The organism is Streptomyces uncialis, from assembly GCF_036250755.1.
Classification (GTDB): domain Bacteria; phylum Actinomycetota; class Actinomycetes; order Streptomycetales; family Streptomycetaceae; genus Streptomyces; species Streptomyces uncialis.
In genome coordinates this window covers 8599073-8612460 of the sequence record NZ_CP109583.1, presented here as the reverse complement: position 1 = coordinate 8612460, position 13388 = coordinate 8599073, and the positions used below count along the sequence as shown (strand labels likewise).

6 protein-coding genes are annotated in these 13388 nt (G+C 73.6%); all 6 read right to left on the bottom strand.

All coding sequences use genetic code 11. The features are described 5' to 3' along the window. Positions 1–5: 5 nt before the first annotated feature. The 6 genes from OG711_RS36090 to OG711_RS36065 are packed head-to-tail and all read right to left on the bottom strand — an operon-like array spanning position 6 to position 13361. Positions 6–767 (bottom strand): thioesterase II family protein, encoded by a 762-nt coding sequence (locus tag OG711_RS36090; RefSeq protein ID WP_073788611.1) that lies wholly within the window; start codon positions 765–767, stop codon positions 6–8. Then, positions 764–1843: an HAD-IIIC family phosphatase gene (locus OG711_RS36085; protein WP_329562965.1), complete on the bottom strand. Its 1080-nt coding sequence runs from the start codon at positions 1841–1843 to the stop codon at positions 764–766. Before OG711_RS36085 ends, OG711_RS36090 begins: the two co-directional genes overlap by 4 nt. Then, positions 1840–2994 carry an acyl-CoA dehydrogenase family protein gene (locus OG711_RS36080; RefSeq protein ID WP_079184643.1) on the bottom strand — a complete coding sequence of 385 codons (1155 nt, stop codon included), beginning with the start codon at positions 2992–2994 and terminating at the stop codon, positions 1840–1842. The genes OG711_RS36085 and OG711_RS36080 overlap by 4 nt, the downstream gene beginning before the upstream one ends. Then, positions 2991–3254 carry an acyl carrier protein gene (locus OG711_RS36075; RefSeq protein ID WP_329562962.1) on the bottom strand — a complete coding sequence of 88 codons (264 nt, stop codon included), beginning with the start codon at positions 3252–3254 and terminating at the stop codon, positions 2991–2993. The genes OG711_RS36080 and OG711_RS36075 overlap by 4 nt, the downstream gene beginning before the upstream one ends. 11 nt (positions 3255–3265) lie before the next feature. Then, positions 3266–4111 carry a 3-hydroxyacyl-CoA dehydrogenase family protein gene (locus tag OG711_RS36070; protein ID WP_266511604.1) on the bottom strand — a complete coding sequence of 282 codons (846 nt, stop codon included), beginning with the start codon at positions 4109–4111 and terminating at the stop codon, positions 3266–3268. Positions 4112–4166: 55 nt separating this feature from the next. Then, on the bottom strand, positions 4167–13361 hold the full coding sequence (locus OG711_RS36065) for a type I polyketide synthase (protein ID WP_329562960.1): 9195 nt from the start codon (positions 13359–13361) through the stop codon (positions 4167–4169). Positions 13362–13388: the final 27 nt, after the last annotated feature.

Genomic DNA, 13388 nt, shown 5'->3' with positions numbered 1-13388 from the left:
TGCGGTCAGACGCCGAGCGCCTGGCGGAGGAACGCCTGCGTGGCGGAGGGCTGTTCGAGGACCGCGAAGTGCCCGCCCTCCAGGGTGTGCGAGGTGAAGCCGTGGACGGTCTGTTCGCGCCAGTCGGCCACGGAGTGCACGGGGACCCGCGCGTCGGCGGTCGCCGCGAGCGCGGTGACGGGCACGGTCAGCGGTGGGGCCGGCCGGTAGTGGTAGCTCTCCCGGACGGCGAAGTCGGCGCGGAACGGCGGCAGGATCATCCGCAGGACCGCCGGGTCGGCCAGCAGCCAGTCGGGGGTACCTCCTATGACGCGCAGCATCTCCACCACCTGCGCGTCGTCCATCGTGGCCACCGACGGGCGTTCGACGTCGTCGTCCCACTGCGGCGCCGGGGAACCCGACACGATCAGGCGCACCGGGTCGCGGCCACCGCGCCTGCGGATCTCCCGCAGCAGCTCGAAGCCGACGAGCGCGCCGAGGCTGTGCCCGTAGACCGCGTAGGGCTCGTCGCCCGCGTCGCCGAGGACGACCTCGGCGAGCTGGTCGACCAGGGTCTCCATGCGGGTGTGCGGTGCCTCGCCGAGCCGGGTCTCCCGGCCGGGCGGCTGGAGGGGGCACACGGCGACCGGTCCCACCCGCCCCGCCCAGGCCCGGAAGGCGGAGGCCGAACCACCCGCGTGCGGAAGGCAGTAGAGCCGGGGGCGGCCCTCCGGCGCGCCGTACGGCAGCCAGCGGCTCACCGGTGAGGTCGCGGTGGTCGCGGTCATGCGGGAAGCACCTCCAGCGTGACATAGCCGGGCGGTGCCTGGAGCTGCGACAGATCGGCGGCCAGTTCCACCTGGTCGCCGTCGCGGGCGACCTCGCGGAAGCCGCTGAACGCGTAGGTGATCTGCATCATGCGGTTCCTGCCGGTCTCCACGAAGTCCGCGCGCAGCCCCGCTCCGGCGTCCCGGGCCAGCCCCATCACATGGCCGAGCAGTACGGTGCCGACCCCGCGCGACATGACCCGGCACGACATCAGCATCATCCGCAGCCGCCAGTCGGGCGTGCCCGTGCCGACCAGCACCAGGCCGATCTTGCCGTAGCTGCCGTACCGGTCGGTGAGCGACGCGACGAGCAGCAGATGGTCCGGGGACTCGCGCAGCGCGTCGAGTTCGTCGTACGAGTACGTCCGGCCCGTCGAGTTGAGCTGATTGGTGCGGACGGTCAGCTCCTCGGCGCGCTGAAGGTCCTCGCGCCGGGCGGGGGCGATGGTGAACGTCATGTCCAGCCCGGCGAGGAACTCCTCGTTGGTGCCGACGAACCCGGTCTCCAGGTCGTCCCTGGCGAGCTGGCCTCGGTACATCCCGCGCCGCTGCGCCGACTCGTCGGTGACGAACCGCGGGCTGAACTCGGGTCGGGCCAGGGCCTCTTCCAGTGCGGCCACGTCCACACAGGTGACCTCGGGCAGGGCGTACGCCACCTCGGCGAGTTCGAACTCCTGGTCGTCCACGAAGGCGAACGCGTCGAGGCCGAGGTTGAGCTTGGCCGCGATCTGTTCGACCGAGGCGGACTTGGCGTTCCAGGAGATCCGCGGGTACAGGAACATCTCGTCCAGGCCGAACTCCCGCAGCTTGGCCATCGCCGTGTCGTGGTCGTTCTTGCTGGCGACGGAGTGCAGCACGCCCAGCGCGTCCAGCCGGTGGATCTGCTCCACCACGGCGGGGCGCACGGTCACCTCGTCGTCCTCCAGCAGGACCCCGTCCCAGACGGTGTTGTCGAGGTCCCACACCACGCATTTGATCCGGCCCCGTACGGGTTTCTCCGGCGGGGCGGGGCGCCGGGTGTCCGCGTTCGTCGTCATCGCACCCACTCCTGGTACGCCTCACCGGCGATGGTGATGCGCTGGATCTCGTTGCTGCCCTCGATGATCTCCATGACCTTGGCGTCCCGGTAGAGCCGGGCCACCGGGTACCGCGTGCCGCAGCCGTTCGCGCCGTGGACCTGGACGGCCTCCGCCGCGTGCCGGGCCGCCGCGGTGGACGCGAAGTACTTGGCGACCCAGGTCGCCATGATGGTGGCCGGGTCCCCCTCGTCCTTGAGGCGTCCCGCCTCGGCGCACAGCAGCCGTGCCGCGCGCAGATCGGTGACCATGTCGGAGAGCTTCGCGCGGATCAGCGGCAGGTCCCGCAGCAGCGAACCGGCGACGGTGCGCCGCGAGGTGTACGCGGCGCACGCGTCGACACAGCGCTGGATGATGCCGACGGAGCCTGCGGCGACGCTGTACCTGCCCAGGTCGAGGGTGCCCGTGAGCAGCATCCCGGAGGCGAAGCCGCTCGGGCCGAGCAGGGCGTCGGGGCCCAGCGCCACCTCGGAGAAGCTGATCTCGGCGAGCATGGAGGCCCGGGTGCCGAGCATGTCCTCGATCGGGGTGACGCGCACTCCCGGTGTGTCGCGCGGGACGAGCAGGGCGACGGTGGACACCGGGCCCCGCGCGAACACCAGGAACAGATCGGCGCGCTGTCCGTTGGTCGTCCACTTCTTGACCCCGGACAGCACCCAGCCGCCGTCCCTGGGGGTGGCGGTGGTGGTCAGGGAGTCGGTGTCGCTTCCGGTGCCGGGTTCGGAGAGGCAGAACGCGCCGAGCGTGCGGCCGGTGGCGAGCTCGCGGCCCCACCGGTCGAGCTGTTCCGGGCTGCCCCAGCGCCGCAGTGCCCAGGACACCATGGTGTGCACGGTGAGCAGGCTGCGTACGGACGAGCAGCCCCGGCCCACCTCCTCGTGGATCGCGCCCAGGGTCACCATGTCGGTGTCCGCGCCGCCGAGCGAGGCCGGCAGGAACGGGGCCCACAGGCCCGCTCCGGCGATCCGGTCGAGCAGTTCGTCCGGCAGGGTGCCCGCGCGGTCGTACTCCTCGGCGTACGGCACGATGTGCTCGTCGACGAACGCCCGTGTCGTCAGGCGGTCGGGGGCGGCGCGGTCGGCCGGTGGGGGTGCCGTCAGCGGGCCGGTCATCGGTGGCCGCCCGCGGGGGTGGCCGCGAGCAGACGGTCGACGAGCTCCGTGATCGCCTTCACCGTGCGGAAGTTGTCGATCCGCAGCTCGCTGTTGGGCACCGTGACGGCGAAGCTCTTCTCGACGTGCATCACGAGCTCCATGGCGAACAGGGAGTTGATGTAGCCGAGCGAGAAGATGTCCTCGGTCTCGGCGATCGGGGCCTGGGGGAACCGTCCTTCGATGAACGTCCGGATGCGGTCCGCGGTGGTGTCGCCCATGTCCGTTCTCCTCAGCTGTCGTAGGTGTAGAAGCCGCGGCCGGTCTTGCGGCCGTGCAGTCCCGCGTCGGTCATCTGCTTGAGCAGCGGGCAGGGCCGGTACTTGCTGTCGGCGTAGTGGTCGTACAGGACCTCGACGCTGTAGAGGATCGTGTCGACACCGATCAGGTCGGCGGTCTCCAGCGGGCCCATCGGATGGCCGAAGCAGCCGCGGAAGACCTCGTCCACGGACTCCGCCGTGGCGACGCCCTCGTGGACGAGGAACGCCGCCTCGTTCACGGTCAGCATCAGGACGCGGTTGGAGACGAAGCCGGAGGCGTCCTTGACGTCGATCGCGTTCTTGCCGATCCCGCGCAGCAGTTCACGGGTCAGCTCGACGGTGCCGGGCGAGGTGTGGAAGCCGGGGATCAGCTCCACGACGGGCTTGGCGGGCACCGGGTTCATGAAGTGCACCCCGATGACCCGTTCGGGGTGGCGCCCCACCGCGGCGACCTTGGTGATCGGGATCGCGGAGGTGTTGACGACCAGGACGGCCGGCGGCGGGCAGATCTTGTCGAGCATCGTATGGACCTCGTGCTTGATCTCCCAGTTCTCCGTGACGTTCTCCACGACGACGGCCGCCCCGGCGAGCGCGTCCAGGTCCACCGTGGTGGTGATCCTCGCGAGGATCTCCTCCGGGTCCAGGGCGGGCCCGCCCATCAGGCGGCTCATCCGGCAGTTGCGGGTGATGGTCTCCCGCGCCGTACCGAGGGTGTCCTCGTCCTTGTCGACAAGGACGACATCGTGTCCGTACTGCGCGAAGTTCTGGGCTACCCCGACACCCATGACACCCGCGCCCACTACGCCGATGAGGGTCATGACCTCTCCGTTCTCCGTGTCCGTGCTGGTCGGCTGTGTGCTGTTGTCCGTCGTCTCACGAGGTGCGGCGCCTGGCCGCGGCGGCCTTGATCGCGGAGCGGCGCAGTCGCCCTTGCGCGCCGCTGTCGCGGCCCGCGGGTGTGTCGGGGCCGGGGTCCGTCCCGTTCGGGGCGTCCACGACCTTCGCGAGCGCCGCGACGGTCGGCGCCTCGTGGAGGATGTGCGGCGGCAGTTCGGTGCCGGTGAACTCCGCGCGCAGCGAGGCCAGCAGGGAGATACCGAGCAGGGAGTTGCCGCCGAGTTCGAAGAAGTTGTCACCGGCGCCCACCCGTTCGAGGTGCAGGGCGCGGCACCAGATGGCGGCGATCCGCTCCTCGGAGCCGGGCGAGGGCTCCTGGAACGGGGTGACGAGTTCGGGCCGGGGATGGCGTTCGCCCGTCGTGCCCCGTGCTGCCGGGGCGGTCACCGCGTCGACGGTGAACCCGGTGCTGAAGCGCACCATCGTCGCCAGGTCCTGGGTGGACACCACGACCCGGCTCCCGCCGGTGGCCAGGGCGCGCAGCAGGGTGCGCCAGCCTTCCTCGAAGCCGATGCCGAATGTGGCGCGGTGGTCGCGGAAGAAGGTCCGCAGCTCGTCGTCGTAGCCGCCGAGTCCGTCGTCCCACGCGTTCCATGTCCACTCGCCCCAGTCGACGGCGAGCACCCGGCGGCCCGGCGCGGACAGCTGGGCCGCGTGGGCGTCGAGGTAGGCGTTGGCCGCCGCGTAGTCGACCTGGCCCGGTCCGCCGCCGGTGGCCGAGGTGATCGAGGAGAACAGCACCAGGAAGTCGAGGGGCACCTCGTCGTCGTAGCCGAACCGCAGGGCCTCGGCGATCGCGGTGCTGCCCGCGACCTTCGGCGCCAGTACGTTCGCGGCGTCTTCCGGTCGCCGGAACTGCATCAGCCCGGTGCCCGGGACCCCGGCCGCGTGCAGGACGCCGTGCAGCGCCCCGAACCGGGCACGGGCCACCTCGACGGCACGCCGTACGTCGCCCGGGTCCGCCACGTCACCGGTGACGATCTCGACCTCGGCGCCCAGGGCGATGATGGCGAGCACGCGGCGCACCCGGTCGCGGGTGGTGTCGTCGGCGGGTTCGGCGCCCGACGCGATGGCGTCCCAGCGTTCGCGCGGCGGCAGTCCGCGGCGGCCGAGGAGGACCAGCCGGGCGCGGCGTTCGCGGGCCAGCTGCCCGGCCAGGCCGAGCGCGATGCCACCGAGGCCGCCGGTGATCAGATAGACGCCCCGCTCACGGAGCACGGTCCTGGCCGCGTCGAGCGGTTCGGGTGCCACCGTGTCGTAGCCGCACACCCAGCGGTGTGCGCCGCGCAGCGCGACCGTCTGTTCCGTCCGGGGGCGGCGCAGTTCGGCGACGACACGGCCGGCCGGGGTGGTGGGCTCCACGTCGATCAGACGGGTGGTCACCGTCGGGTATTCGAGCGGGATGACCAGGGCGGGTCCCATGACGGTCGCAGCGGCGGGACGGGCCTCGGCGCCGGTCAGCACCTGCTGGGTGCCCGCCGAGACGATGTCGAGTGCCCAGCCGTCCAGGGAGAGCTCGCACGCGGCGCGGGCCAGGGCGACCAGGCTGTGCAGTCCGAGGGCCATGGTCCGCGGGTCGCCGCCGGGCGCGTCGTCGAGGGTCCACAGATGGACCACGCGCTCCAGTGCCACCCCGTCGGCGCGCAGCGCGCGCAGCAGGGCGAGCGCGTCGTCCACCTCGCCTGGCCGGAGGGTGAAGCCGTCCGGGCCGGCGCGGAACGCCGTACCGGGTCTGGCGACGACGAGTGCGGCGCCGTCGGACCCGGCCGCGGCCCGCAGCCCGGCGAGCACGGCGTCGGCGGTGCCCGCCGTCGAGTAGACCAGCCAGGAGGCGGGTTGCCGCGTGGCGGCCGGGGGCGGCGCGCTCTGCCGCCACACGGGCAGATGGAGCCACTTCTCCTCCGGCTGCCGGGGCACCCGGTCGAGGTCGGCGAAGGTGGTGGGTTCGGCGGGTACGGCGGAGGTGTCCGCGGGGGGTGCGGTGGTGGCCGGGTCGATCCAGTACCGCTGGCGTTCGAAGGGGTACGTGGGCAGCGGAATGCGGCCGGGGGCCACGCCGTACGGGGCCTCGGTGGCCGTGCCCCTGCCGTGGTAGGCGGCCCAGTCGATGTCCACGCCGGTCAGCCACAGCCGGGAGAGGCTCTCGGTGAGCACCTCGTCCGCCGGACGCGGGTCGGAGGCGCCGGGGAGCGTCGCCGTGATCAGCGGCCAGCGGTCCGGGGGGCAGCCCGCGGCGCGGATCAGGGCGGACAGCGACTGGCCGGGCCCGATCTCGACGACCGCGGCCCCGGGGTCGGCCAGCAGCACCTCGGCTCCGGCCGTGAACCGCACCGTCGCGCACATATGGCGCGCCCAGTAGCCGGGGTCCGTGACGAGGTCGGCGTCCGCGACGGCGCCCGTCACATTGGAGACGTACGGCAGTGTCGGCGGGCGGAGCGTGATGTTCGCCGCGATCCAGTCGGTCAGTTCCCCGGCGAGGGGCGCGAGCATCCGGGAGTGGAACGCGTGCGTGGTGCGCAGCGGCCTGGCGGCGGTCCCGGCCCGGGTGAGGTCGTCCGTGAGCTGTGCCATCGTCCGGGTGGGGCCCGCGACGACGACCGTCCCGGGGCCGTTGACCGCCGCGATGTCGAGCCCGCGCCCGGTGAGGCCGAAGCGGCTCTCCAGTTCCCCGGCGGGGAGCGGGACGACGGTCATCGCGCCGGGCTCGACCGTGCTGATCAGCCGGGCGCGGTGGGCGACCAGCCGCAGCGCGTCGTCCAGCGACAGCACACCGGAGAGGGTGGCCGCCACGTACTCGCCCAGGCTGTAGCCGAGCATCATCGAGGGACGCACGCCCCAGGCCGTCAGGGTGGCCGCCAGCGCGTACTCCACGGCGAACAGCAGCGGCTGGGCCACCTCCGTCCGGTCGAGTTCGGCGGCGCGCGGGTCGGTGGTGGTGGCGCGGCCGAGCAGCGCGGCGAGATCGTCGCCGCCGCCGCGCGCGCCGGTCAGCAGACCGAGGGCGTCGACAGCCGGGATCTCGTCGGCCAGGCGCTCCAGGCAGGTGTCGAGGTGCGAGCGGAACACCGGTTCACGCCGGTACAGCTCGCCGACGAGGCCGGGGTACTGCTCTCCGACACCGGTGAACAAGAAGGCGACCGGGCGGCCCTGTGCCGCGTCGGTGCGTACCGAGGGCGGGGTGGCGTCGTCGGCGCCGGTCAGCGAGGCGACGGCCGCCCCGACGCTCGGCACGACCGCGGCGCGCCGGTGCTCGAAGACCTTGCGTCCCTCCTGGAGGGTGAACGCCACATCGGCGAGCCGGGCGTCCGGCACGGTCCGCAGATGTTCGCCCAGCCGCCGGGCGGCCGTGTCCGCGGCGGTCGCGGTGCGCGCCGACAGGGGCAGCACCTGGAAACGCCGGGCGGTGTCCGGGTCGTCGGGTCCCGGCCCGGGGCGCCGCGGCGGTTCCTCGACCACCATGTGCACGTTGGTGCCTCCCATCCCGAGCGAGTTGAGGCCCGCGACCCGCGGCCTGCCCGTGGGCGCGGCCCACGGCTTCAGCTCGGTGTTGACGTAGAACGGGCTGTTCGCGAAGTCGATCTCGGGGTTGGGGGTGGTGAAGTGCAGCGTCGGCGGGATCAGCCGTTCGCGCAGCACCATCGAGGTCTTGATGAGCCCCGCGGTGCCCGCGGCCCGGTCCAGATGGCCCACATTGGTCTTCACGGAGCCGATCGGGCAGTACTGGCGTTCCGCCGTGGTGCCGAACGCCCGGGTCAGCGCGGCCACTTCGATCGGATCGCCGAGCGGGGTGCCGGTGCCGTGCGCCTCGACGTAGCCGATGTCCTCGGCGCAAACGCCCGCGTCGGCCATCGCGGCGGCGATCACCCGGGCCTGGCCCGTGACGCTCGGCGCGGTGAAGCCGACCTTGAGGGCGCCGTCGTTGTTCATCGCGGAGCCCCGGACGACCCCCCACACATGGTCGCCGTCGCGCAGCGCGTCGGAGAGCCGCTTGAGGACGACGACGGTCGCGCCGTCGCCGAACATCGAGCCGCGCGCCTTCGCGTCGAAGGTGCGCACATGCCCGTCGGGGGACTCCATACCGCCCTGGGTGTACAGATGGCCCGTCCGGTCGGGGACACGGATCGACACCCCGCCGGCGAGCGCCATCTCGCATTCGCCGGAGCGCAGGCTCTGCACGGCCAGATGCGCGGCGACCAGGGAGGTCGAGCAGAACGTCTGGACCGCGACGCTGGGACCGTGCAGGTCGAACAGATAGGAGACGTTGGTGGTGAGGGAGTCCTTCTCGTTGCCGATGGCGATCTCGAACTGGGACACGTCGTCGCCCAGCCGGTCCTTCATCCCGAGCAGATAGGTGCTGATGTGCGTACCGCCGAAGACACCGACCCGGCCCCGGTTGTCGGGCCGGGCGTAGCCCGCGTGTTCCAGTCCTTCCCAGCAGACCTCCAGGAAGAGGCGCTGCTGCGGGTCGGTGAGCGCGGCCATGCGCGGGCTCATGCCGAAGAACGCCGCGTCGAAGCCGGTGATGTCGTCCAGGACGGGGCGGGCGGCGACATAGGCGGGATCGGCGAGCCGCTCGGCGGGGACACCGGCCTCCGCCATCTCCTCGGGCGAGAAGAACGTGATCGACTCGACGCCGTCGCACAGGTTGCGCCAGAAACGGCCGACATCGGCGGCGCCGGGGAAGCGGCCGCCCATGCCGACGATCGCGATACGGCGGTCCAGCTCCTCCTCCGGCACCGGTTCCGGCCGGGGGTCCGTCCGGGGTGTCCGCTGCCCGGCGGACGCCTCAGCAGCGGTGTCGGACACCGGCACGTCAGTGGTGCTGACGGCCGTCCTCGGCACCTCGGCGGCGTCGGCAACGGGAGCGGAGGGCACCGCAACGGGAGCTGCTGGCAAGGAAGTTGATATGACGGGAGCGGCCGAGGTGCGGGCGAGATCGATCGCGGTGCCGAGCGCGCGGACGGTCGGTGCCTCGAACAGCGTCACCGTGGGCAGGCTCACGCCGAACCGCTTCTTGACCAGGCCCAGCAGATGCGGCACGAGCAGCGAAGTGCCGCCCAGGTCGAAGAAGTTGTCACGGGTGCCGACCGGGTCGATGCCGAGGACATCGGTCCACAGCTCCGCGAGCGCACGTTCGGTGGCACCAAGTGCCGGGGTGTAGGGCTGCGGCAGTTCGGGGCGCGGGTGCCGGATGACCGCGTGCGACACCGGGGCGGTGACGCCCGTGGCGGGCCTCGGGAGACGGCCGTCCAGGTCCCCGACGGCGACGACCACGGCGGTCGGACGCCGCGCCACCAGCCGGTCGAGCGCGTCCAGCGCCTCCGCGTCGCTCATCGAGTACGTGACGAGGCTCGCGCCGATCCCGCCGTCGAGCTTGTCGAGCGTGCAGGCCCAGGTGTCCCAGCCGGCCGAGATCCAGCGGGTACCGCCGGGCGAGAGGTGTCCGCCGAACGCCGCGAGGGCCGCGTTCGAGGCGGCGTAGCCGCCGAAGGTCACCCCGCCCAGCAGGGCGGAGGTCGAGGAGAACAGCACGCACCAGTCGGGGGCCCGGTCCGCGGGCAGCTCGTCGATCGTCGCGGCGAGCACCCGGGCGCCCTCGGTCTTCGCCCCGAAGTGCCGGGCGACGGTCGGCTCGTCCAGGTCGCGCAGCGGCCGGAACGTGTCGGTGCCCGTGTCGGCCGCTGCGTGCAGGACTCCGTCGACGCGAGCCCCGGCGAACAGTTCGCGCATCGCGGCGGCGTCGGTGACGTCCACCCGGGGCGTGGTGATCTCGGCCCCGAGCGCGCGCAGCCGGTGTACGGCGGCGCGGCGCGGGTCGTCGGGGTCGTCCGGCAGTCCGCGGCGGCTGGTGAGCACGACCCGGGCGGCGCCCTGGGCGACCAGATGTGCGGCGATGACGAGTCCGACGTCACCGAGTCCGCCGGTGATCAGATAGGTGCCGCCGGTCCGGACCGCGGGCGCGTCGGCGGGTACGTCACCGGGCTCCGTGGCCGTCTCGCCCGTACCGGTGGCCATGGCGCCGGTGTCCGCCGCCACATAGGCGGGTGTCCAGCGCCGCTCGCCCCGGTGGGCGACCAGCATCGCGTCGGACGGGCCGCGCAGTTCGGCGGCGAGGACGGCGGCGGCGGTGTCCACCGGGTACGCGGGGTCGAGGTCGACGCAGCGGCTGTCCAGGTCGAGGTACTCCTGGTTGGCGACGACCGGCAGTACGGCGACCGCCGCCTGGGCCGGGTCCGCGCTCCCCGCGCCGTCGACACCCTGGCCGCCGCAGGTCACCACGACGACGCGGCAGTCGTCCCCGCCCGCCGCGCCCCACCCGGCGAGCGTCCGTGACACGGCGTGGACCGCGCGACCGCTGTCACCGGGTCCGGTGTGGTCGAGCGCCGTCAGGTCCACGACGGTGACCGCGCCCTCGCCGCGCACGGCGGCGGGGTCCGTGGTCCCGCTGTCGCCGCGCAGGGTCAGCACGTCGGCGCCGTCCGCGCGCAGCAGGGTGGCGAGCGCGTCCGCGGTCCCGGTGGCGTCGGCGACCAGGACGAACCGCCCCGTGCCGCCAGGGCCGGACACGGGCTCCGCCGGTGTCCACCGCTGGGTGAGCAGTCGTACGGACGTATCGGCCGTGCGGTCCGCCGCCGGAGGCGTCACGGGCTCGGACGTGGCGGGCGGGTCGATCCAGAAGCGCTCCCGCTGGTACGGGTACGCGGGCAGCCCGGTCAGTGTCCCCTCGCCCTGCCGCAGGGCCGTCCAGTCCAGGGGGAGGCCGAGTTCCCAGAGCCGCCCCGCGGTCTCCAGCACCCGGGCCCGTCCGTCGCCGTCACCGTCGGCGGGTGCGGACAGGACGACGGGTGCCGGGTCGGCTCCGGAGGTCCGCCGTACCGCGTCGCCGAGCGGGCCGGTGCCCAGCTCGACGCAGATGTCCACCCCGTGCTCCGCGCAGGTCCGCGCCACGGCGGCGAACCGGTCCGGGCCGTCGCCGGGTTCCGGCCGGTGCGACGGGTCGGCCGTGGGGGCGCTCGTCAGGACGGCGCCGGTGGCGGCCGAGACGACGGTGGGGCCCGGGGTCTCGCGCGCCTGCGGGGCGGGGGTCGCCCCGTCCGGGGACGGGGTGGCCGCGCCGTCGAGGAGACCGGACCGCGCGGCCACCAGCCGCAGCGCGCCGTCGAGGGTGAGCAGTCCGGCCAGGCAGGCGGCGGCGTACTCGCCGGTGCCGTGGCCGACGAGCACGTCCGGGGTGACGCCCTGGTGCGCGAGCAGCCGGGCGAGCGCGTACTGGGTGGTGAACAGCGCGAGCGGGACGAGGTCCCCGGCGCCGTCCGGCGCGCTGTTCCCCGTACCCTCGTCGGTGCCGTCCGTGACGCCGCCGCCGAACAGGGCGGGCCGCAGGGCGGCGCCGCACATCTCGGCCACGAGCGCCACGCACCGGTCCACCGCGGCGGCGAACTCCGGTTCGCTCTCGTACAGTTCGCGTCCGGCGTCCCGGGTCCGGCCGGTGTCACCGTCGTCGGGGAGCAGGAAGGCCACGGTGGGCCGCTTCCTGGCGCCGCGTACCCCGGGCGCCTCGGCCGCCGCCGCGAGGCGGGCGACCGCGTCGGTGGTGCTGGTGGCGACCACGGCGCGGCGGTACTCGTGTGCCGCGCGGCCCGTCTGGAGGGTGAACGCCACATCGGCGACACGGACGCCTTCCGCGCCCGCGGCCATCCGCGTGAGCTGCGCGCCGAGCGCGGCGCCGTCCGCCGCCGACACCGGCAGCAGGTGCGCCCTCGCGCGGGCGCCGTCCCGGGGCGGGGCGGCCGGTTCCGGCGCGGGAGCCGCTTCGAGCACCACATGCGCGTTGGTGCCCGACCAGCCGAAGGAGCTGACCCCGGCGATCCGCGGTTCGTCGCCGTCGGGCAGCGGGGTCACTCCGGCCGCGGGGCGGACCGTGTCGCAGGCGAGGACGGCCTCGGCGGGGACCGTCATGTTCAGGTTCGGCGGGACGACGCCCCGTTCGAGCACGAGCACGGCCTTGATCAGCCCGGCCACGCCCGCCGCGGCCTGGGTGTGACCGATGTTGGTCTTCACCGCGCCGACGTGCAGGGCCTGTTCGCGCTCCCCGGCGGCGAACACGTCCTGCAACGCGCCGAGTTCGATCCCGTCGCCGAGCGGGGTGCCCGATCCGTGCGCCTCGACATAGGCGACCTGGTCGGGCGAGGTCCGCGCGGCCGAGAGGGCGCGGCGGATCACATCGACCTGGGCCGCGCGGTTCGGCGCGGTGAGACCGTTGCTGCGGCCGTCCTGGTTGACGGCGGAGCCGCGGAGCACCGCGCGGACACGGTGTCCCGCCTTGATCGCGTCGGACAGCCGGGCGAGGACGACGAGTCCGCCGCCCTCGCCGAGCACATAGCCGTCGGCGCTCGCGTCGAACGTCTTGCAGAGTCCCGTGCGCGACAGCATGGAGGTGGCGCAGCCGTGCACGTACAGGTCGGGCTGCATGGCGAGGAATCCGCCGCCCGCCAGCGCGAGATCGCACTCGCCGCGCCGCAGTGCCTCGCCCGCCAGATGCACGGCGACCAGCGAGGACGAGCAGGCGGTGTCCAGGGCGAGCGCGGGGCCGCGCAGATCGAAGCGGTGGGCGAGCCGCCCCGCCACGACGCTCGCGGAGGTGCCCTGGCCCATGTACGGGTCGCTGTAGACGCCGGGGCCCTGCCGGTCCGCTTCGAGGCGCCCGTACTGGAGGGTGTCGGAGAAGCCGACGAGCACGCCCGTGCGGCTGCCCGCGAGTTCCGGCGCGGGTGTGCCGGCGTCCTCCATGGCCTCCCAGGCCAGCTCCATCAGGAGCCGTTGCTGGGGGTCCATGCGCAGTGCCTCGCGCGGGGGGAACCCGAAGAACCGGGCGTCCCATCCGGTGATGTCGGACAGGAAGGCGCCCCGGCGGGTGTACACCCCGTGTTCGGTCCACGGGTCGAGGTCGAAGCGCCCGTCGGGCACCTCGTCGACCACCGCGCTGCGGCCGGTGCGCAGCAGGTCCCAGTAGGCGTCGACGCTGTCGGCGCCGGGGAACCGGCAGGCCATGCCGATGACCGCGATGGGCTCGTCCCTGCGTGCCTCGGCCTCCGCGAGCCGACGGCGGGTGTCCGTCAGTTCGACCGTCACCCGCTTCAGGTACTCGCGGAGCTTGTCCTCGCCGACCATGTGTGAACCCCTATGTATTCGTGTGCG